Origin of the sequence: Modestobacter sp. Leaf380, from assembly GCF_001424485.1 — a bacterium.
Classification (GTDB): domain Bacteria; phylum Actinomycetota; class Actinomycetes; order Mycobacteriales; family Geodermatophilaceae; genus Klenkia.
Window position 1 is genome coordinate 34692 of sequence record NZ_LMQC01000012.1, and the last position, 20859, is coordinate 55550.

Annotated in this window: 21 protein-coding genes; 8 read left to right on the forward strand and 13 right to left on the reverse strand. The window is 75.9% G+C overall.

Features of this window, described 5'->3' with window-relative positions:
* Positions 1-16: 16 nt before the first annotated feature.
* Positions 17-775 (reverse strand): hypothetical protein, encoded by a 759-nt coding sequence (locus ASG41_RS08095; RefSeq protein ID WP_157519197.1) that lies wholly within the window; start codon positions 773-775, stop codon positions 17-19.
* 183 nt (positions 776-958) lie between these two features.
* Here ASG41_RS08095 and ASG41_RS08100 point away from each other — a divergent pair, with 183 nt between their 5' ends.
* Both ASG41_RS08100 and ASG41_RS08105 read left to right on the forward strand, forming a co-directional pair.
* Positions 959-1357 carry a hypothetical protein gene (locus ASG41_RS08100; protein ID WP_056292508.1) on the forward strand — a complete coding sequence of 133 codons (399 nt, stop codon included), beginning with the start codon at positions 959-961 and terminating at the stop codon, positions 1355-1357.
* Positions 1358-1444: 87 nt separating this feature from the next.
* A complete protein-coding gene (locus ASG41_RS08105) occupies positions 1445-2608 on the forward strand; it encodes an RtcB family protein (RefSeq protein WP_056292510.1) in 1164 nt (387 codons plus the stop codon).
* 57 nt (positions 2609-2665) lie between these two features.
* On the opposite strand, the gene ASG41_RS08110 is transcribed toward ASG41_RS08105, so the two are convergent.
* From ASG41_RS08110 to ASG41_RS08160, 11 genes are all read right to left on the reverse strand, one after another.
* Positions 2666-3634 (reverse strand): hypothetical protein, encoded by a 969-nt coding sequence (locus ASG41_RS08110; RefSeq protein WP_056292513.1) that lies wholly within the window; start codon positions 3632-3634, stop codon positions 2666-2668.
* An 88-nt stretch (positions 3635-3722) separates the two neighbouring features.
* Positions 3723-4592 (reverse strand): polysaccharide pyruvyl transferase family protein, encoded by an 870-nt coding sequence (locus ASG41_RS25225; protein ID WP_056292516.1) that lies wholly within the window; start codon positions 4590-4592, stop codon positions 3723-3725.
* Positions 4589-5524 carry a glycosyltransferase family 2 protein gene (locus tag ASG41_RS08120; RefSeq protein ID WP_056292518.1) on the reverse strand — a complete coding sequence of 312 codons (936 nt, stop codon included), beginning with the start codon at positions 5522-5524 and terminating at the stop codon, positions 4589-4591. The genes ASG41_RS25225 and ASG41_RS08120 overlap by 4 nt, the downstream gene beginning before the upstream one ends.
* Positions 5521-6447: a glycosyltransferase family 9 protein gene (locus ASG41_RS08125; RefSeq protein ID WP_056292523.1), complete on the reverse strand. Its 927-nt coding sequence runs from the start codon at positions 6445-6447 to the stop codon at positions 5521-5523. The genes ASG41_RS08120 and ASG41_RS08125 overlap by 4 nt, the downstream gene beginning before the upstream one ends.
* Positions 6444-7736, reverse strand: a complete 1293-nt coding sequence (locus ASG41_RS08130) for a PfkB family carbohydrate kinase (protein WP_056292524.1) — start codon at positions 7734-7736, stop codon at positions 6444-6446. The genes ASG41_RS08125 and ASG41_RS08130 overlap by 4 nt, the downstream gene beginning before the upstream one ends.
* Positions 7733-8332, reverse strand: a complete 600-nt coding sequence (locus ASG41_RS08135) for an SIS domain-containing protein (RefSeq protein ID WP_056292526.1) — start codon at positions 8330-8332, stop codon at positions 7733-7735. Before ASG41_RS08135 ends, ASG41_RS08130 begins: the two co-directional genes overlap by 4 nt.
* Positions 8329-9555, reverse strand: coding sequence for a glycosyltransferase (locus tag ASG41_RS08140; RefSeq protein WP_235564643.1), 1227 nt, complete (start codon positions 9553-9555; stop codon positions 8329-8331). The genes ASG41_RS08135 and ASG41_RS08140 overlap by 4 nt, the downstream gene beginning before the upstream one ends.
* Positions 9552-10502, reverse strand: coding sequence for a glycosyltransferase (locus tag ASG41_RS08145; protein ID WP_056292529.1), 951 nt, complete (start codon positions 10500-10502; stop codon positions 9552-9554). The genes ASG41_RS08140 and ASG41_RS08145 overlap by 4 nt, the downstream gene beginning before the upstream one ends.
* Positions 10499-11497, reverse strand: coding sequence for a glycosyltransferase family 9 protein (locus ASG41_RS08150; protein ID WP_056292531.1), 999 nt, complete (start codon positions 11495-11497; stop codon positions 10499-10501). Before ASG41_RS08150 ends, ASG41_RS08145 begins: the two co-directional genes overlap by 4 nt.
* Positions 11494-12999: an HAD-IIIA family hydrolase gene (locus tag ASG41_RS08155; protein WP_056292533.1), complete on the reverse strand. Its 1506-nt coding sequence runs from the start codon at positions 12997-12999 to the stop codon at positions 11494-11496. Before ASG41_RS08155 ends, ASG41_RS08150 begins: the two co-directional genes overlap by 4 nt.
* Positions 12996-14654, reverse strand: coding sequence for a carbamoyltransferase C-terminal domain-containing protein (locus ASG41_RS08160; RefSeq protein ID WP_056292535.1), 1659 nt, complete (start codon positions 14652-14654; stop codon positions 12996-12998). The genes ASG41_RS08155 and ASG41_RS08160 overlap by 4 nt, the downstream gene beginning before the upstream one ends.
* 200 nt (positions 14655-14854) lie before the next feature.
* Here ASG41_RS08160 and ASG41_RS08165 point away from each other — a divergent pair, with 200 nt between their 5' ends.
* Positions 14855-15823 carry an NAD-dependent epimerase/dehydratase family protein gene (locus tag ASG41_RS08165; protein WP_056292537.1) on the forward strand — a complete coding sequence of 323 codons (969 nt, stop codon included), beginning with the start codon at positions 14855-14857 and terminating at the stop codon, positions 15821-15823.
* 84 nt (positions 15824-15907) lie between these two features.
* Entirely contained in the window at positions 15908-16144 is a 237-nt protein-coding gene (locus ASG41_RS08170; RefSeq protein ID WP_056292540.1) for a hypothetical protein, read from the forward strand.
* A gap of 32 nt (positions 16145-16176) precedes the next feature.
* On the opposite strand, the gene ASG41_RS08175 is transcribed toward ASG41_RS08170, so the two are convergent.
* Positions 16177-17166, reverse strand: coding sequence for an LLM class flavin-dependent oxidoreductase (locus ASG41_RS08175; protein ID WP_056292543.1), 990 nt, complete (start codon positions 17164-17166; stop codon positions 16177-16179).
* A 284-nt stretch (positions 17167-17450) separates the two neighbouring features.
* Here ASG41_RS08175 and ASG41_RS08180 point away from each other — a divergent pair, with 284 nt between their 5' ends.
* From ASG41_RS08180 to ASG41_RS08195, 4 genes are all read left to right on the forward strand, one after another.
* Entirely contained in the window at positions 17451-18035 is a 585-nt protein-coding gene (locus ASG41_RS08180) for an HAD-IA family hydrolase (RefSeq protein ID WP_056292546.1), read from the forward strand.
* A complete protein-coding gene (locus ASG41_RS08185) occupies positions 18032-19042 on the forward strand; it encodes a LacI family DNA-binding transcriptional regulator (RefSeq protein ID WP_056292548.1) in 1011 nt (336 codons plus the stop codon). Before ASG41_RS08180 ends, ASG41_RS08185 begins: the two co-directional genes overlap by 4 nt.
* Before the next feature lie 68 nt (positions 19043-19110).
* Positions 19111-20004, forward strand: a complete 894-nt coding sequence (locus ASG41_RS08190; RefSeq protein WP_082556711.1) for a carbohydrate ABC transporter permease — start codon at positions 19111-19113, stop codon at positions 20002-20004.
* Positions 20001-20846, forward strand: a complete 846-nt coding sequence (locus tag ASG41_RS08195; RefSeq protein ID WP_056292552.1) for a carbohydrate ABC transporter permease — start codon at positions 20001-20003, stop codon at positions 20844-20846. The genes ASG41_RS08190 and ASG41_RS08195 overlap by 4 nt, the downstream gene beginning before the upstream one ends.
* Positions 20847-20859: the final 13 nt, after the last annotated feature.

Sequence of the window (20859 nt, forward strand, 5' to 3'; positions counted from 1 at the left end):
ACCGCAGGCCGCGGGGTCAGGCGGGGGCTCGCTCGGCAGGCACCCACACCGGCGGCGCGTCGGGCAGCAGGCCGGCGAGCTCGGCGGCGCTGGGGCCCTCGTCGGGCTCGGCGAGCTGGGGGCCTTCCCACGGGGAGGGCTGGGCCAGCAGCACCATGGCGTGCTGGGCCAGCGCGAGGCTGGGCGCGGCCTCGGCGAGCACCAGCAGGTCGGCGTGCAGCTGACGGTGCACCTTGGCCAGCCGGCTGATCGCCGCGCGGGAGGCGGCCCGGTCGCCGGTGGTGTCGAAGACCAGCTGGTCGACCACGGTGCGCTGCTCGAGCACCGCGTCGGCGAGGTCCGCGCCGGCGGAGAGCCGGTGCAGCAGGTCCAGGTGGGCCTGGTGGCGGAACGCGGCGGGTTCGCGTCCGGGTTCGCGGGTGGTGCCGACCCAGCTGCGGTGCGCGGCCAGGCCGTGGGCGGCGAAGCGCTTCTCGGCGCGGGCGGCGAAGCGGGGGTCCCGCAGCTCCCAGGTCGCGTGGCTGTCGTCGATGCGGAAGAACAGCAGGGCGATCCCGCGCCGGCTCAGCTCGCGCATCCGGGTGAAGGGCAGCGGGACGACGTCGGCGTCCCCGACGCTGCAGTACAGCGAGCGGTCGGTGAGCACCGCGGTGCGCACGGCCTGGTCGGGCGGTCCCTCGAGGGACTCGCTGAGCGGGACGCAGTCGGACACGGCGACGACGGACTCGCCGTCGGCCAGGGCGGCCGCCAGCTGTCCCGGCGCTCGTCGCGTCACCCAGCTCACGGTGAGGTCATCGGCTCCGGCGGGCCGTTCTACACCTCGAACGCTCCTCGACTCCTCCGCCTGGGTGAGCAGGTGGCCACGCGCGGCCACGCTGGAACGGTGTGGCGACACCCGATGGCCTGAAACTGCTGGACACCACGAGCGACCTGTGGTGATCACGCGGACCCTGGGACGGTGACCATCACCCCCGAGGTCCTCGACGACGAGCTGTCCCTGAGCGCCGCCGCCAACCGGCTGTCGTACCTCACGCGCAAGGACGCCGAGGCCACCTCCCGCAACGTCGTCGCCGTCCTGCCCGACGAGGACGACGCCGCGCCGCCCGCCGTCTGGGCCGACGTGCACGCCCAGGACACCTCGCTGGACTCCGAGGAGGCCCTCGAGCTGCTGGCCCTCGGCGAGGCGATCTCGCGCAAGGCGCACGAGCACGACTCGGCCGCCGTCCTCGCCGCCCGCCGTGCGGGCGCCGACTGGGCTGACATCGGGCTGGCCCTGGGTGTCGACCCGGCCACCGCCTGGGACCAGCACCGCGATGCCTTCGACGACGACGAGCTGCGGGGCGAGCGCCCCGCCTGAAAAGGGGAGGCGCTGCCTGCCCTTCTCGCGTTCACTCACTCCTCGGCCGGCGCCGGCCCGCAACAGCCCCTGAGGAGTGGAAGGACGATGGAGAAGATCAACGCACGCCTGGTGAACTGGGCGTCCATCCTGGAGGACAACACCCGGGAGCAGGCCGAGCGCACCGCGACCATGCCGTTCGTGTACCCGCACGTGGCCCTGATGCCCGACGCCCACCTGGGCCGGGGCGCGACCGTCGGCTCGGTGCTGCCGACCGACGGCGCGATCATCCCGGCCGCTGTGGGGGTGGACATCGGCTGCGGCATGGCCGCCGTCCGCACGCAGTTCACCGCCGCCGACCTGGCCGGGCGCGACCTCGCGGTCCTGCACGAGCAGATCAGCCGCTCCGTGCCGCTGTCGGCCGGGCGGCAGAACACGTCCGTGCGGGAGAGCGCCGCGCCGCGGGTCGAGGAGCTGCGGGCGATGGCCGGGGTCGAGCAGGCCGACGCGGTCGCCCGGCACTGGCCGCTGCAGCTGGGCTCGCTCGGCTCGGGGAACCACTTCATCGAGGTGTCCCTGGACGAGCAGGACCGGGTGTGGTCGTTCCTGCACTCGGGCTCCCGCGGGGTCGGCAACAAGCTCGCCGGCCGGCACATCGCGGTGGCCCAGGAGCAGTGCCGCACGCGCTTCATCCCGCTGCCCGACCGGGACCTCGCCTACCTGGTGGAGGGCGAGCCGGAGTTCGACGCCTACCTGGAGGCGCTGTTCTGGGCGCAGCGCTTCGCCTTCCTCAACCGCGAGGAGATGATGGACCGGGTGCTGGACCAGCTCGGGCGCTTCCTGTCGGTCGACGTCGTCCGGGAGGAGGAGGTGGGTTGCCACCACAACTACACCGCCCGGGAGACCCACTTCGGCCGGGAGGTGTGGCTGTCCCGCAAGGGCGCCATCTCCGCCCGGGCCGGTGAGCTCGGGTTGATCCCCGGGTCGATGGGGGCGGCGTCCTACGTGGTGGTCGGCAAGGGCAACGTGCCCTCGCTGCACTCCTCGCCGCACGGCGCGGGCCGCAGCCACTCGCGGTCCGCGGCGCGCAAGCTCTTCGACCGCGCCGACCTGGACACCCGGATGGCCGGGGTCGCCTGGGGTCACTCGGACGCGTTCCTCGACGAGCACCCCGACGCCTACAAGCCGATCGACCAGGTGATGGCCGACGCCGCCGACCTCGTGGAGGTCCGGCACACGCTGCGCCAGGTCGTGAACGTCAAGGGCGACTGAACGCCGAACGCCCTCCCCGTCGATGACGGGGAGGGCGTTCGTCGTGTGCGGGCGGCGTCAGCTGATGCCGACGGCCTCCTTGGCCAGCGCGGCCAGCCGGGTCTGCGCGGCGGAGACGACCGAGGTGCGGTCCTTGTGGGTCTCCTCGAAGCGGATGACGGCCTCGATGTCGCCGGCCGCGGTCAGCTCCTTGACGGCCTTGACCGCGTCGGCGCCGGTGAGGGCGTCGTAGCCGGCGATCGGCAGCTCGGCGGCGTCCAGGGCGCCCAGCTCGGTGCGGGTCTCGTGGATGGTCTCGGCGACCTCGCGCTCGCCCTCGCGGCGGGCGACCTTCTCGCCCTTCTGCAGGGAGGCGTCGCGGCCCACGGCCAGGGACTCGCGGACGGCGCCGGCGAAGGTGGTGGCCCGCGCGGCGGCGGCGTCGACCTTGGCCTGGACGGCGTCGGTGGCCTGGCTGGTCGAGTCGATGACCTTGTTCACCGAGTCGGCGACGTAGCGGGCCGGCATCGAGGCCAGCCGGGTGGCGCCGCCGGTGACGCGCTGCAGCGGGGTGGCCTTGAGCGCGGCGGGGCCGCCGAGGGCGGTCTCGGCCAGCACGACGGTCAGCCACTCGACGGTGGCGGTGTGCGCGGTGACCAGGCGCTCGGCCAGCCGGACGACGCGGGGCAGCTCGGCGGTCTGGGCCAGCACCTTGAGGTAGGTGGCGCGGTCGAGCAGCTGGTGCTCCAGGGCGAGGTCGCCCAGCAGCGCCTCGTCGAGCGGGCCGGCCTGCTCGACGGTGGCCTTGACGATGGCGCCGAGGCGGCCCAGCGCCGGGGTGACGACGTCGGGGACGCCGCCGAGCTCGCGCAGCTGGGCGGTGATCGCCTCGGTGCGGGACGCGGCGTTGTCGGCGTTCTGGGTCAGCTCGCGTCGGACGGCCTCGGTGCGGGCCTGGGCGACGCGGGTGCGGGCGACCTGCTCCTCGGTCTGGGTCAGGAGCATCAGGGCGCGGAGCTGGGCGGTGAGGACGGTGGTGTCGGCCATGGTGACCTCCGGGGGTCTCGACAGTGGGGCCTGCACCTCTCGTGCCCACTGCTCGCCAGAGCAAGCACACTGCTAGCGGTGTGATGGCTCACGTGAGCCGGGCCACCAGCTCCTCCCGCTGGCCGGCCAGCGCCCGGGCCACCCCGCTCCAGTCCGGCAGCACCGGGCTGCCCGGCCACAGGCAGCGGTCCAGCGCCGCGTCCAGGGCGGCGGCGTCGACCTCGTCGGCACCCAGCAGCACCGGCCAGCCCAGCGCGTGCGCCTGGGCGGTGACCTTCGCCCCGCCCAGCACCGGGTCCAGCGCGATCACCGGCCGGCCCCGGCCCAGCCCGAGCACCAGGCCGTGCAGCCGGGAGCTGACCACCACGTCGGCCCGTCCCAGGGTGGCCTGCACCTGGTCCACTCGCCGCGGCAGGCCGGCGCGCGTCAGCAGGTCGGTGGCGACGTCGAAGGACCCCAGTCCGCGGTCGGCGACCCACTCCTCGACCGCCCGCTGGACCTCCAGGTGCCGGCCGCGGTCGCCGTACTCGGGCTGCACCGGGGCGAAGACGGTCGCCACCACGGCCGGGCCCTCCTGGACCGGGTGGATCGCCAGGTCCGGGCGGGGTGCGGTGTCCTGGCCGTCCCGCGACCAGACGGCGTCGAACCGGGCGGCCGCGGCGGGCTCGACCACCGACACCCCGACGGCGTACCGGCAGGCGTGGGCGAACCGGTCGAGCAGACCGTCCAGCAGCTCGTTGGCCATCACCGGCCCGCAGACCCACACCAGGTGGCTGTACGGGGCCGGGTCCATCTGCGCCAGGTCGACGCCGCGGTGCAGGTAGTCGGCGTAGGCCAGGTCGTGGTCGATGCCGGCGCTGGACAACCAGCCGCCGACCACCTGCGCGGCGCGCTCGTCGCCGACGGTGGCGATGACCTCGGTGAAGCTGAACCACCCGGCGACCAGCACCCGGGTCACGCGGTCGCCACCGGGTACTTGGGCGCGCTCCCCGGCGGCAGGCCGGCGAGCCGGGCGGCGTCCCAGGCGGCGAAGCGGCGCTCCTCCAGGGTGCGCAGCCCGGCGTCGACGTCGTCGGGCAGCGGCCGGCGGCGGGCCAGCACCCACGGCACGCCGCGCAGTGCGAGCCCGACCCCGCGGACCAGCTCGGCGTCCCGCGGGGAGGACCGCAGCACGAAGCCGGTCCAGCGCAGCGCACTGCGCCAGGGCCGGTGCAGCCAGCCGTTCCACAGCGTGTTGCGGATGCCGAAGTGCCGGATCCGGCCGAAGTTGGCCTGGCTGGGGTGGTGGTGCATGACGACGTCGTCGACGTACCGCATCAGCCAGCCCTCCCGCAGCAGCGGGTGCGCGAGGGTCTCCTCCTCACCGCCGATGAAGAACGCCGGGGCGTAGCCGCCGACCTGCTCGTAGGCCTCGACCCGGACGACGGAGGCGCCGCCCATGAAGCTGTGGAGCACGGTGCCGGGCACGCCCTCGGTCTCCGGGAGCGGGCTGTCCGCCATCTCCGCGGAGATCGGGTCCGGTGCGCACTCCTCGCCCACCACGATCCGGGCGTTGACCAGGGCCAGCCGGGGGTGGGCGTCCAGCAGGGCGACGGCGCGCTCGAGGCCGGCCCGCTCCCACCAGCCGTCGTCGTCGCAGAACACCACGTAGGGCGTCAGCGCCGCCCGGACGCCCTCGTTGCGCCCGGCCGCGCCGGTGTTCGTCGACAGCGCGCGCAGCTGCACGAACGGGCGCTCGGCGAGCAGCTCGCGGGTGCCGTCGGTGGAGGCGTTGTCCACCGCGACCACCGGCAGGTCGAGCTCGGCGAGCCGGTCCAGGGTGTGCGGCAGCCAGGCCGTGCAGTCGTGGGTGAGCAGCACGACGGTGAGCCGGTCGGCCAGCGCGGTCACGCCGACACCTCCCGCGCGCAGGCCAGCACCTGGTCGACGGTGGTGCGCAGCAGCACCGGGTCGACGTCGCGGCCGTGCGGGTCGCCGCGGTACCCGGGGTCCGCGGTCGGCCAGAGCACCCGGTGCCGACGGCGGGCCGGCGGGCCCCAGCGCGCCGGGGAGACCGGCCCGGAGAGCACCACGGACGGCGTCCCGAACGCCGAGGCCACGTGCGCGGTGCCGGTGTCCCCGGACAGCACCAGGCGGGCGGCCGCGACCAGCCCGAACAGCCGGTCCACGCCGAGGTCGGTGGCGGTCTCGGCACCCGACGGGCCGGCCACCGCGTCGACCAGCGCCTGCTCCCCCGGCGTCCCGGTGACCACCACCCGGTGCCCGTCGGCGACCAGCGCCCGGGCCACGGCCGACCACCGCTGCGCGGGCCAACGGCGCGAGCCGGACGCCGCACCGGGGTGCACGACGGTGGCACCGGGCAGCACCGGCTCCGGCGGCGGCAGCAGGGTCCAGACCGGTGGCGGGGGGCCGACGCCGGGCAGCTGCTCGGCCAGCAGTCGGCCCCAGCGGGCGACCTCGTGCTCGTCGTCGTCCCAGACGGAGCGGTCCGGGGCGGCGGGCTCCCCGGGCCGGACGAACCCGATCAGCCGGCGCGGGTCCAGGGCCTCCAGCGGCGCCCGGGACGCCGGGCCGTTGCCGTGCAGGTCGACGGCGAGGTCGGGTCGCCACGGCAGGCCGGACACGTCGGACAACCCGGCGGTCGGGACGACGTCGTCCACCAGCCCGGCGCCGGTGAGCACGTCGGCATACGCCCCGGGCGCGGCGGCGACCAGCCGCCAGCCGGGCAGGGCCTGGCGGAGCAGGGCCATCGCGGGCAGCCCGGTGAGCATGTCCCCGAGCCCGATGGCACGGAGGACGACAGCGGTGGTCATGCGCGGGCGACCGCCAGCTCGGCCAGCCGGGTGGTGGAGCGGCCGGCCAGGAACGGCACGGTGACGACCCGCCCGCCCCACCCGGCGAGCACCGCGGCCTCCGGGACGGCGACGCCGGAGTAGTCGCCGCCCTTGACCCACAGCTGGGGGCGCAGGGTGCGCAGCACCTGCTCGGGGGTGTCCTCGTCGAACACCACGACGTCGTCGACGCAGGCCAGTGCCCGCAGGATGCGGACCCGGTCGGCCTGCGGCTGCAGCGGCCGGCCCGGGCCCTTGAGCCGGGCGACCGAGGCGTCGGAGTTCACGCAGACGACCAGCCGGTCGCCCAGCGCCCGGGCGGCCTCCAGGGTGGCGACGTGGCCGGCGTGCAGCAGGTCGAAGCAGCCGCCGCTGGCCACCAGCACCCCGCTCCCGGCGGGCGCCGGGGCCGGGGCGGCGACGTAGGCCGACGCGGCGGCGACGGCGACCGCGACGGCCTCGGTGGGCAGCGACCCGGCGGCCAGCGCCCAGCCGGCGGCGGAGGCGAACCGGTCCCCGGCACCGCAGGTGTCCCCGGCGACGACCGGTGGCGCGGGCACCGCGAGCACGCCGTCCTCACCGACGGTGGCCAGCGCCCCGGCCGGCCCGAGGGTGACGACGACGGTGCCGGCGGCCCACTCCCGGCGCAGCTCCAACGCCCGGTCGGCGACCGCGGCGACGTCCGGGCGGGGGCCCGGGTCGGCGCCCAGCGCCTCGGGTGCGTTGGGGGTGACCAGCCGGCAGCCGGGCACCGGGGCCGCACCGCGGGGGTGCGGGTCCCACACGACCGGACGGCGGCGGGCGGTCGCGGTCAGCAGCTCGCGCAGCGCGGGGTCGGCGGTCGTCCCGTAGCCGTAGTCGGCGACCACGACGGCGTCCGCCCCGGCGAGGGCCGCGGTCACCGCGGGCGGCAGCGGACCGACGGCGCCGGTCGCACCGCCGCGGTCGACCCGGGCTACGGTCTGCCCGCCGGCCCGGATCCGGTGCTTGACCGGGGTGGACCCGGCCCACGGCACGGCCACCAGCTCGACGGCGTCGGGGAGGACCGCGCGCAGCGTGGCGGCGTCGGCGTCGTCGGCGAGCGGGGTGACCAGCACGACCCGGCCGCCGTCGGCGGCGGCCAGTGCGGCGGTGAGGCCCGCTCCCCCGGCCCGGGTCTCCTCGGACTGGGTCTGCACGACGGGCACCGGGCCGTCGGGCGACAGCTTCGCCGCCCGGCCGACGGTGTCGACGTCGAGCAGGCTGTCGCCGACGACCACCAGCGTCCTCACGACGTCCCCGCCATCAGCCGGGCATCGAGCTCGGCGTCCAGACCGGCGCACAGCACGTGCAGCAGCACCAGGTGCAGCTCCTGCACGGTGGCGGTGAACGGCGACTCGACGGTCAGCGACTCGTCGGCGACCTCGGTGAGCGGGTTGGGGCCACGGCCGGTCATCGCCCAGCAGGTGACGCCGCACTCCCGGGCCCGCTGGGCGGCGCGCACCACGTTGGGGCTGCCGCCGGAGGTGGACATCAGCACCGCGACGTCACCGGGCCGGGCGTGCGCCTCCAGCTGGCGGGCGAAGCCCTCCTCCAGGCCGTAGTCGTTGGTGATCGCGGTCAGCGCGGACACCTCGGCGTGCAGCGCGACCGCGGAGAAGGGCCGCCGGTCGTCCCGGTAGCGGCCGACCAGCTCGGCGGTCAGGTGCGCGGCCTGCGCGGCGCTCCCGCCGTTGCCGGCGGCGACGAGCCGGGCGCCGCCGGTCAGCAACCCGGCCAGCTCGCGCCCCCACCGGGTCGCGGTGTCCACGGCCGGGCCGACGGCGGCCAGCGCGGCGGTCAGGTGCTCGACGTGCTCGGCCCCCACGGGGGTCGGCGGCCGGGTCACCGGGCCACCGCCCGGGCCGCGGCGATGCCGGGACGGCGGGCGGCCCGGGTGAAGCGGCGGTACGCGGACTCGGTCATCGAGGCGACCTCCTGCCAGTCGTAGGTGGTGACGACGCGCTCCCGCCCGGCGGCGCCCATCGCGGCGCGGCGGTCGGGGTCGGCGAGCAGTGCCTGGATCGCGGCGGCCAGCTGCCCGGGTTCGCGCGGGGGCACGAGCAGGCCGGTGACGCCGTCGACGACGGTGTCGGTGAGCCCGCCGACCGCGGTGCCGACGACGGGCACGCCGCAGGCCATCGCCTCCAGCGGCACGATCCCGAACGGCTCGTACCAGGGCGCGCAGACCACCAGGTCGGCCGACCGGATCCAGCCGGCGACCTCCTCCCGGTCGGCCCGCCCGGCCAGCCGCACCCGGTCCAGCACGCCGCGGGCCGAGGCCTCGGCGAGCAGCTCCGCGGCGGCCGGGTCGGCGACCAGCTCGGCGGCGTCGGGCCCGCCCAGCACGACCAGCTCGGCGTCCGGGACGTCGGCCAGCGCGGCCAGCACGTCACCGACCCCCTTGCGCGGCACCAGCCGGCCGATCACCAGCAGCCGCGGGGCGTCCGTGCGCGGGGCGCGCGGGCCCTCGGGGGTGAAGGCGGTGGTGTCCACCCCGCTGGGGACGACGGCGACCCCGGCCGGGTCCACGCCCAGCTCGGCGAGCTCGCGCACCTCGTCGGCGCAGGTGGCGACGACCCCGGCGGCGGTGCGGGCGACCGCGGTCTCCACCCGCACCCGCGGGGCCGGGCTGGTGTCGGCTGCGCCCTGCCAGCGGCGCTTGACCGAGCCGAGGGCGTGGAAGGTCTGCACGACCGGGATGCCCAGCCCGCGGACGGCGTCGACCGCGGCCCGCCCGCTCATCCAGAAGTGCGCGTGCAGCACGTCCGGCGGGTCGGCCAGCAGCTCCACCCGCAGTGCGGCGCCGAGCTCGCGGACGTGCGGCCACAGGTCGTCCTTGGGCACCGGCGCGGCCGGCCCGGCGTCCAGGTGGGTGACGACGACCCCGGGGGCGAAGTCGACGCTGACCGGCAGGTCGGGGGCGTCGCGGCGGGTGTAGACGGTGACGGTGTGGCCGCGGGCGGCCAGCGCGCGGGCCAGCATGGCGACGTGCACGTTCTGCCCGCCCGCGTCGACCCCGCCCAGGGTGGCCAGCGGGCTGGCGTGCTCCGACAGCATCGCGATCCTCACCGGGCCACCCCCTCGAGCACGGCGTCCAGGTCGGTGAGGAAGCGCTCGAGCCCGAACCGCTCCAGGGCCGCGGCGCGGGCCACCTCGCCGGCGGCCCGGGCAGCGTCCGGGTCGGCCAGCAGCCGGCGGGCGCCCTCGACCAGGGCGTCCACGTCGGCGGCCACCACCCCGGCGCCCGCAGGCACCACCGTCGGCGCCTCGGTCGCGGCCAGTACCACCACGGGGACCCCCATCGTCATCGCCTCCACCAGGGACAGCCCGAGCGAGGTCCACCGCGTGAGGTGCAGGTAGACCCGGCGTCGGGCGAGCTCGTCGTGCATCACGTCCTGCGGGAGGTCCTCGAACTCCCCGACCGGCACGCCCAGCGCGTCGGACAGCCCGGTGACCCGCATGCCGAACACGTCCACCCCGAGCGGCGCGAACGGCGCGATCAGGTCCGTGCCGACGGTCCGCCCGCGGGTCACCGGGTCGTTGGTGACGACGGCGGCGCGGGCCAGCTCCCCGGTCCACCGGTGACCGGGGTCGACCACGCCGTGCTCGACGACGTGCACCGGTGCACGGCCGGCGTCCCAGGCGACCCGGTTGAAGTGCGTGACGTGCACCAGCGGGACGTCGGTGCGGTCGGCCAGCAGATGGCGGCTGTCCGCCGGGGCGGGCGGGGTGTCGTGCTCGACGTAGACGGCGGGGACGTCGACGCCGGGCTCCCAGCCGGTCCAGGCCCGCAGCAGCTCCAGGTCGCGGGGGCGCTGCAGGACCACGACGTCCACGGGGGTGTCGCGCAGTTCCTCCGGGGTCACCTCGACGACGGTGGACGGCCAGTCCCAGGTGCGGGCCCGGCCCAGCCCGTCGCCGGAGCGGTCCGGGACGACCGGCACCAGGTAGCGGTGCGGGCCCTGGACGAGGGCGGTCAGCCAGGAACCGTGCACGTGCCAGACCAGGACGTTCACGCCGCCACCCCCACCAGCTGCGCGACCGCGGCGACCACGGTGGTCGGCGCGACGTCGGCCAGGCACGGGTGGCCCGGCACCGGGCAGGCCCGCGCCCGGCTGCCGGCGCAGGGCGCGGACTGGTCGCCCAGCACCACCCGGTGCGGGGTGTGCGGCGCCCATCGGGTCAGCGGCACGACCGGGGAGAACAGGCTCACCACGGGGGTGCCGACGGCGGCGGCCAGGTGGGCGGGCCCGGTGTTGCCCACGGCCAGGACGTCGGCCTCGCGCAGCACGCCGGCCAGCTCGGCGACCGACAACCGGCCCCCGAGGTCCAGCGCCCGGCCCCCGGCCACGGCGGCGGTCAGCTCCCGCTCGTCCGGCCCGCCGGTGACGACGACGTCGTGGCCCTGGTCGGTGAGCAGCGCGACGACCTCGGCCCAGCGCGGGTAGGCGCGGGCCTCGGCGTCGGCGCCGGGGTGCACGACGACGGGGTGGGCGGGCAGGCCGGCGACGGCCGGGAGGTCCTCGACCAGCCGGAGGGCGCCGTCGTCCCCCGGTGGGAGGTGGAAGCCGGCACCCCGCGCGATCGCCGTCATCCGGACCGGCTCGGGGTCCTCCCCCGGCTCGGGCAGCCGGACGTCGAGCAGGCTGCCCGGGTAGTCGGTGCTCACCGCGGCGACCCGCGGCACCCCGGCCAGGCGCAGCAGCAGCGCCGTGGGCAGGGCGCTCTGGTGGAAGGAGGTCAGCACCAGCGCGGTGTCGAACCGGCCGCGCAGGTCCCCGACCAGCCGGGCCACCAGCACCGGGTCGACCGGCCCGGCGTCGGCGGTGATCCAGGGCGCGTCGAAGACCCGCACCTCGTCGACCCCGGGCAGCAGCGCCGCGGCGGCGGCACCGCGGGGGCCGGCCAGCACGGTGACGCGGTCGGCGGACGCGGCGACCGCGCGGACCGCCGGCCCGCAGACGACGACGTCACCCAGGCTGTCCAGCCGCACCACCAGGGCGCGGGTCACGACCGGCCGCCGAGCACCGTGGCGACGGCGGTCTGCAGGTCCCGGGCGACGACCGGTGCGGCGGCGACCTCGGCGGTGCGGGTGACCGCGGTGGGCACCAGCACCGAGCGGGCCCCGGCCGCCCGGGCGGCCTGCACGTCGGCGCCGATGTCGCCGACCAGCACGCAGTCCTGCGGCTCGACCCCGAGCGTCTCCGCAGCGGCCCGGACCGAACCGGGCGCGGGCTTGCGGCAGGCACAGCCGTCCTCGGGCCCGTGCGGGCACACCGACCACGCGTCGAAGGCCCCGAACAGCTCCTCGACGCGGGCGTGGACGGCGGCCAGCTGGGCTTCGTCGAACGCGCCGCGGGCCAGCCCGGACTGGTTGGTGACCACCCCGACGGGGAGCCCGGCGGCCCGTGCGGCGTGCACCGCCTCGACCGCGCCGGGCAGCGGCTGCACCCGGTCGGGGTCGCCGTTGTAGGGCACGTCGACGACCAGGGTGCCGTCCCGGTCCACCAGCAGCGCCTTGGCCTCGGCGGCCTCCGCGACCGGCCGGGGCGGGGTGCGGCGCAGCAGCGCGCGCAGCCACCACCAGGTCGCGGCCGGCGGGATGGCGAGGCTGGTGGCCAGCATCGTGGTCACCTCGGCGCGGTCCCGGGGGCCGGGTGCGATGCGGGCCCAGGCGAACTCGGCGGTGCCCGCCGCCCAGACCGCGGCAGCGACCCGGCTGCGCGTGGTCAGCGCGAGCAGCCCGGCGGCGGTGATCGCCACGTGCCGGGGACGCCGGCCGGTGGTCGCACCGGCCCGGTCGGCCCACAGCCGCCCGTGCACCCGGACCATCAGCACGTCGTCGGCGTTGCCGCGCTGCTGGCGCAGGCTGGTCCAGCGGCCGGTCGGGCGAACCGGGTGGGTGGTGTGCCGGCGGCCCACGACCAGCCGGCGGCCGGTGTCCTGCACCCGCAGGGCCAGGTCGGCGTCCTCCCGGAAGGCACGCGGGAACCGCTCGTCGAACCCGTCGACGGCGACCAGCGCGTCCCGCCGGTAGGCCATGTCCGCGGTGATCCACCAGGCGCCGGACAGGCCCGCGGTGCCGCGCTCCCAGTCGGTGGGGCGGCGGTCGGCCGGCAGCGGCACGTCGATCTCGGCCTGGCTGGCGGCCAGCCCGTGCCGGTCGGCGGCGGCGAGGTCGGCGGCGAGCGCGGCGCACCAGTCCGGGCCGACCAGCACGTCGTCGTCGAGGAAGGCGATCCAGTCGACGTCGGCGGGGACGGCCCGCCAGCCGGTGTTCCGGGCCGCGGCCGGCCCGCGTCCGCCGCCGTGCAGCACCAGCACGTGCCCGGCGATGTCGTCGGGCAGGTCGCGCACGTCGACCACCGGGGTCTCCCCCGGCGTGGCCCGGTCGTCGACGACGACCAGCCACTCCGGGCGCGGGCCTGTCGCTGCGGCCAGCGCGTCGAGCAGCACCCGCAGGGACGGACGCCCCAGCGAGGGCACGACGACGGCGTACCGGGGCGCGCTCACTCCCGGGCCAGCCCCTCGTGCGCCCACCGCCGGTGGACCACGAACGGCCCGATCGCCAGCAGGTCCACCGGCCCGGAGCCGAAGCACTCCAGGGCGTCGCGTGGGCTGTCGACCATCGGCCGGCCCGCGGTGTTCAGGCTGGTGTTGACCACGATCGGCAGCCCGGTACGCCGCTCGAAGCCGGTCAGCATCGCCGCGACCAGCGGCTCGGTGGCCGGGTCGACGGACTGGATGCGCGCGGTGCCGTCGACGTGCACGACGGCCGGGATGCGGTCCCGCCACTGCGCGGCGACGTCGTGCACGAAGAGCATGTACGGGCTGGGCACCGGGCCGCAGGAGAACACCTCGCGGGCCCGGTCCAGACGCACCATCGGGGCGACCGGGCGGAACTGCTCACGGCCCTTGACGTCGTTGAGTCGCTCCAGGTTCTCCGCGCGCCCGGGGTGCGCGAGCAGCGACCGGTGGCCCAGCGCGCGCGGGCCGAACTCGCTGCGGCCCTGGTACCAGGCCACCACGCCGTCCTCGGCCAGGCACTGGGCGACCTCCTCGGCGACGTCGTCGCTGCGCCGGTAGGCCACCCGCGCGGTCTGCAGGACGGCCTCGATCTCGGCGTCGGACCAGCCGCTGCCCAGGTCCGCCCCCGTGAACGGCGCCGTCGGCTCCCCGCCCCGCCAGGACAGCTCCAGCGCACCGCCCAGCGCGGTGCCGGCGTCCCCGGCGGCGGGCTGCACCCACAGCTCGGCGAACCCGGACCCCGCAGCCAGCCGGCTGTTGGCCACGCAGTTCAGCGCCACCCCGCCGGCCATCGCCAGCCGGGTCTCCCCCGTGGTCTCCCGCAGCCAGCGGGCCAGGTCCAGCAGCACCTCCTCGGTGACCAGCTGGACGCTGGCGGCGAGGTCGGCGTGCTCGGCGGTCCACTCCTCGTCGGGGTGCCGGGGCTTGGCCAGCGCGCCGAAGTCGGCGCCGGCGGTGACGAAGCCGCCGTCCCCGGTGGCGTGCACCAGGGAGCGCAGCGCCTCGGCGTGCCGGGGCTTCCCGTAGGAGGCCAGCGCCATCACCTTGAACTCGTCGGAGCTGCGCAGGAAGCCCAGGTGCGCGGTGACGTCCTCGTAGAGCAGGCCCAGGGAGTGCGGCAGCTGCTGGGAGGCCAGCACCTCCAGCACGCCGTCCCGGTAGACGCCGGCCAGGTGGCTGTGCCGCTCGCCGCGGCCGTCGAGCACCAGCACCGCGCAGCTGCCGCCCCACGGTGCGGCCAGCGCGGCCGAGGCCGCGTGCGCGACGTGGTGCGGGACGAAGCGGACCTTGTCCGGGTCCAGCCCGGGCACCCCCTCGGCGAGGAAGCCCGGCGCCTGCTGCGCGTAGGTCAGCCGCAGGTGGTCGAAGGGGTCGTGCACCCCGGCCTCCTCCGGGCTCAGGTGCAGCGCCGGGTCGTAGGAGTAGGCGATCGCGTCCAGGTCCTCCGCGCAGACGCCGGCCTGCCGCAGGCACCAGGCCGCAGCCAGGTCGGGGGTCTCCCAGGCGGAGAACGGGACCGGGCGCTTGCCGTGCTTGCGCCGGCTGAAGCGCTCCTCCTCGGCGGCGGCCACGATCGTGCCGTCGACGACGAGGGCTGCCGCCGGGTCGTGGAACAGGGCGTTGATGCCGAGCACGCGCACGCGTCACCTCGCAGGCGTCACGGGGCCCCACCTGGGTGGGCCCCGGTCGTCAGCGCGCTCTGGCTCGGCTCGCGCCATGATCAGAACACGGGCGTCACCACCCCCGCACGTCGGCTCCGGGTCGCCCGCGCCACAGCAGGGGGTTACCGTCGCCGACGGCCCCAGATCCGGGCCCCGTCGTCGGCGGAGAGGTCCCCCCGATGCGCGCACGACCCACCCGGCACGCCCTGGTCACCGGCGGCGCCGGCTTCCTCGGCTCCCACCTGTGCGAGCAGCTGCTCGCCGACGGCGCCCGCGTGACCTGCATGGACGACCTGTGCACCAGTGACGGCAGCAACGTCGACCACCTGCGCGACGACCCGCGGTTCAGCTTCGTGCACCACGACGTCAGCGAGCCCTTCACCACCGCCGACGACGTCGACCTGGTGCTGCACTTCGCCTCCCCGGCCTCCCCCGCGGACTACCTGCGGCTGCCCGTGGAGACCCTGCGGGTGGGCAGCGTCGGCACCTGGCACGCGCTGGAGGCGGCCCGCCGGACGGGCGCGCGCATGGTGCTGGCCTCGACGTCGGAGACCTACGGCGACCCGCAGGTGCACCCGCAACCCGAGAGCTACTGGGGGCACGTGAACCCGGTCGGCCCGCGCGGGGTCTACGACGAGGCCAAGCGCTTCGGCGAGGCGATCACCACCGCCTACCGGACCGCGCACGGCGTGGACACCGCGATCGTGCGGATCTTCAACACCTACGGCCCGCGGATGCGCCGCGAGGACGGCCGGGCCATCCCGACCTTCATCGCCCAGGCGCTCAGCGGGCAGCCGATGACGGTCGCCGGGGACGGCTCGCAGACCCGGTCGGTCTGCTACGTCGACGACACCGTGCGCGGCGTCCTCGCCGTGGCCGGCTCGGACCTGCCGGGGCCGTTCAACGTGGGCTTCCCGGAGGAGCGCTCGGTGCTGGACATCGCGCGCGCGGTGGCCGCCGCGGCCGGGGTCGACGTCCCGGTCGAGTCCATCGGGCGCCCGGTCGACGACCCCACCGTGCGCTGCCCGGACATCACCGCGATCCGCACCGCGCTGGGCTGGGAGCCGCAGGTGTCCTTCGCCGACGGGCTGGCCCGCACGGTGGCCTGGTTCCGGCAGACCGCGCCGGCCTCACTCGCCACCGTGTGACGGCTGGGGCGGGTGGGGCGTCCGGGTCTGGGACACGGCGCCGCCTGCCCGGCCGGGGCACGATGAGCGGTCACCCTGTGGCGCATGGGTTTCCGCTACCGGACGGCGCGCGCCGAGATGATGGTCGGCTCCCTCGTCGGTGCCGGCTCGCGCCCGACCCTGATCGGCCCGGCGCACGCCACCATCGGCAGCTCCGCCGGCGGCCGCCGGAACTCCCTCTGCGGCGCCTACGTCACCCACGACGACGACGTGGCGTGGCCACCGGAGCCCGAGGAGATCGCGCACCTGTGCCCGACCTGCAGCCAGCTCGCCGAGTGGTGACGAGCCGGCCGCGGGAGCAGATGACCGCCTGACTAGGCGGCGACGGTCTCCATCGCCTCGGCCAGCAGCTGCACCGAGCGCAGCCGCTGCTCCACCGTGCCGGAGGCGTGACCGACGATGACCTCGTCGGCGTCGGCGAACCGGCGGAAGTCGACCAGCTGCTCACGCACCTCGGCGGGGGTGCCGACGGCGGAGTGGGTCATCATCGAGTCGATCTGGGCGCCGGCGCCGGAGTCCAGCAGCAGCTGGGCCTCCTCGTCGGTGAAGGTCTTGCCGCGGCCGAAGAGCAGGGTCGCGCGGGCCCGGCGGACGACCTCGAACTGCTCCCGAGCGTCCTCGGCGGTGTCGGCGGCGATGACGTTCGCGCCGGCGATGACGTGCGGGGCGTCCAGCTGCAGCGAGGGCTGGAAGTCGCGGCGGTAGATCTCCACGGCAGCCTGCAGCGCCTGCGGGGCGAAGTGCGAGGCGTGCGCGTAGGGCAGGCCCAGGGCGGCGGCGAGCTGGGCGCCGAAGGTGGAGGAACCCAGGATGTAGAGCGGGACGCGGCGGCCCTTGCCGGGGGTGGCGTCCACGCCCGGGACGCGGGTCTCGCCGGCGAAGTAGGCCTGCAGCTCCAGCACGTCCTGCGGGAAGCGCTCGCTGGAGCGCGGGTCGGTGCGCATCGCGTGCATCGTGTTCTGGTCCGAGCCGGGCGCGCGGCCCAGGCCCAGGTCGATCCGGCCGGGGTACATCGCGTCGAGGGTGCCGAACTGCTCGGCGATCACCAGCGGCGAGTGGTTGGGCAGCATCACGCCGCCCGCGCCGAGCCGGATCGCCTTCGTGTGCGCGCCGACGTGGCTGATCAGCACGCTGGTCGCCGAGCTCGCGATGGCGGCCATGTTGTGGTGCTCGGCGTACCAGACCCGGGTGTAGCCGTGCTCCTCCGCGGCCTGCGCCAGGGCGACGCTGTGGGCGATGCTGTCGGTGACGGTCTCGCCCGGGGCGACGGGGGCGAGGTCGAGGACGGAGAGCGGGAAGGACACGGGGCGGGCCTCTCTGGTCGGAACACGGAGCCTCGCGGCTCCTGTCAGGTCGAACGTCCCGGGACCGTCCGCATTCCCTGGGTCCGTGCGTCGATCCTCGCGGCAGGCACCCCAGGACCGCTGTCGATCCCGGTGCCGTTGCCGGCGGGAGACGGCGCACGGGAGGGCTCGCGTCGGGTCGACCACGGCCGACGCCGCCGCAGGTCGCGCGCGGGAGGGCGATCGGGTGGAACGTTCCCACCCGACCGGGGGTCGGCACGGGTCCCAGCGCTACCTTGCCGGGCATGGACAAGACGACGGTGTTCGACCTCGGCGGCGTGCTCGTGCCGACCGACGGTGCGACGACGGCGGTGTCGGCGTCCCTGGGGCGCGCCGAGACCGATGTCGCCCCTGCCTACTGGGCCTTCCGGGACGACTACGACCGCGGTGGCCCGCTGGGCGGGTTCTGGTCGGCGGTGCTCGCCCGGGTGGGGGTCGAGGGCGACCCTGAGGTCCTGGACGCCATCGACTGCGCCCGGTGGTCGACCCCGGCGCCCGGCGTCGTGGAGCTGATCGCCGATCTGAACGCCGCAGGCTCCCGGGTGGTCGTGCTGTCCAACGCACCGCGCTCCCTGGCTGCGACCGTCCGGGCCGCCGACTGGAGCCGAGGCATCGACCAGCTCGTCTTCTCCTCCGACCTGGGCCTGATGAAGCCCGATGCCGCCGTCTACGCCGCCGCCGAGCAGGCCTACGGCTGTGACCCCTCCGAGCTGGTGTTCTTCGACGACCGCCCGGTCAACGTGGCCGGTGCTCAGGCCGCCGGGTGGGGTGCCCACCTGTGGGCGGGGGTCCCGGCCGCGCGCGAGGTGTTGGGACTGGCCGCACGGTGAGAGGTGACGGTCGGCCGCCGACCATCATCGACGTCGCCGCCCGGGCTGGGGTGTCCAAGTCGATGGTGTCGCGGGTGTACAGCGGTCGGGGGAGCGTCTCTGCCGACACCCGGTCGAAGGTCCTGACCGCGGCCGCGGAGCTGGGTTACGTGCGCAACGCCATGGCCGCATCGATGTCGTCCACCCGGACCAACACGCTGGGGGTCTTCGTCCGCGACGCCTCGACCCCCTTCTACGGGCGCCTCCTGGTCACCATGAGCGAGCGGGCGGCCGAGGTCGGCTACCGGGTCGTGGTCGCGACCGGGTCGGGCACGTTCGACCTGGACGACGAGCTGCGCGCCCTGGACCACCTGGTGGAGATGCAGGTCGAGGGGCTGCTGGTGTGCAGCGGCCTGCTGTCCTCCTCGGACCTGGTCATCCGGGCGGCCCGCACCCCCCTGGTCGTCGCGGGCCGCCCGGAGACCGCCGAGACGGTGACCAGCGTCTACTGCGACGAGGTGCACGGAGGTCGATCACTGGCCGACCACGTCGCGGACCTCGGGCACCGGCGCGTCACCGTGCTGCAGCCCGGGGAGCACCAGTCGTTGACGATGTCCTCGCGTGCCCGCGCGATGGCCGACCGACTGCTCGAACTGGGCGTCACCGTCGACCCGGTGCGCGACGTCCGGATCGAGGACGTCCAGGGGCCCGTCGACCGGCTCCTGGAGTCGGGAGGGAGCACGGCGGTGATGGCCCCCAGTGACCGGGATGCGCTCGCGGTCATGGCCGCCCTGCGACGGCGGGGGGTCCGCGTACCCGAGGACGTGTCGGTCTCGGGCTACGACGGGGTCGCGCCGCTGGACAGCCCGGCCATCGGACTGACCAGCTGGGCGCAGCCCCTGCGCGAGGTGGGCCGGCGGGCTGTCGACGCCCTGCTGGCGCGCCTGGACGGCGGTGCACCAGCCGCGCAGCACCAGGTCCTGCTGGGCACGCTGCAGGCCGGCCGGACGGTGGCACGCGTGCACTGACACGTTGTTCACCTGCTGTTCCGTCTGAGCCGCCTACATCAGACTTGTTGGTGTGGAACGTTCCACACATGCGATCACCCTCCTCCCCGACGGCGGGACGGGACCTGCGCGCCGGCGTGGTCTTCGTCTTCCCGTGCCTGGCCCTGCTGGCGGTGTTCTCCTACTGGCCGGTCGTGCGCAGCGCGTGGCTGAGCGTGCACGGCAGCGACCTGGTCGGGAACGCCACCGGCTTCCTGGGACTGTCGAACTACGCGGACCTCCTCACCGACCCCGACCTGCGGTCGGTCCTCCTGACGACCCTCACCATCGCCGCCCTCGTCGTCGTGATGGCCACCGGCGGTGCCCTGCTGGCCGCCCTCCCCCTGCGCCGGGCCTCCCAGCGCGGCGGTCGGGTGGTGACCGTGTTGCTGTCCCTCCCCTTCGCCTACTCCGCGGCGGCGGCGTCCGCCGCGTTCGCCGGACTGCTGGCGCCCTCGGTCGGCCAGCTCAACGCGCTGCTCGCCGACCTGGGGGTCACCGGTCCACCGTGGCTGGAGTCCCAGGGCTGGGCCGTGCTCAGCATCGCGGTGACGACGGCCTGGTACGAGTTCGGCTTCGCCTTCCTCGTCGTGCTCGCCGCACTCTCCCGGGTCGACCGGTCCGTGCTGGAGGCCGCCTCCCTCGACGGTGCCGGCGAGTGGCGGTCGGCCTGGTCGATCGTGGTGCCCGCCATCCGGCCCAGCCTGCTGTTCCTCGTCGTCACCCAGACCATCGCCGGCCTCCAGGTGTTCACCCAGGTGCAGGTGCTCACCCGCGGCGGGCCGTCCGGGGCGACCACGACGTTGGTGTACGAGCTCTACCAGCGGGCCTTCGGCACCGGCCTCCCCCAGTACGGCCAGGCCTCGACCATCGCACTGACCCTGCTCCTGCTGGTCGTGCTGGTCACCGCGGTCCAGATGCGGCTCACCCGGGACCGGGCATGACCGCCCCCGCACGCCGGCGCCCCGCCCCGGCGCTGCGCGTGGGGTCGGCGCTGCGCTGGACGTGGATCGCCCTGGTCGTCGCGGTCGTGGTGTTCCCGGTCTGGGTGACCGTGGCGACCGCCGTGTCACCCCCGGGACGCACGGGTCTGGCCGCCATGTTCCCGGCTCCCGGCGACCTGACCCTGGACAACGTCCGGACCGCCCTCGCCGGCTTCCCACTGGTCCGCCAGTTCGGGGTCAGCGTGATGGTCACGGCACTGCAGACCACGGCGCAGGTGGTGCTGGCCGCCGCCGCGGCCTACGCCCTGGTCTTCCCGACCTGGCGGGGGCGCACCGTGGCCTTCGTGCTCATCCTGGGGACGTTGGCCATCCCCGGGGAGAGCTCGGTCATCCCCAACTTCCAGCTGGTCAGCAGCCTGGGACTGCGCAACACGGTGCTGGGCATCGTGCTGCCCTTCCTGGCCGTCGGTTACCCCGTCTTCCTGCTCCGCCAGGCCTTCGGTCAGCTGCCCCGCGAGGTGTGGGAAGCAGCCCGGCTCGACGGCGCCTCGCACCTGCGCTGCTTGACCCGGGTGGTCCTCCCGATGGCCGCCCCCCAGGTGGTGACGGCGGCGCTGTGGTGCGCGTTGGCCGCCTGGAACGGGTACTTCTGGCCGCTGCTGATCACCGACACCCCCGAGCAGCGGACCGTGCAGGTCGGTCTGGCCCAGCTCGCCGCCGGGGAGTCCACCACCCCGGCCGTGGTCTACGCCGGGACGCTGGTCGTCCTGCTGCCCACGCTCCTGCTGGTCCTCGTGGGCCAGCGCTTCCTCGTCCGAGGACTGGCCACCCGTGCCCGGTGAACCGGCCCGCACC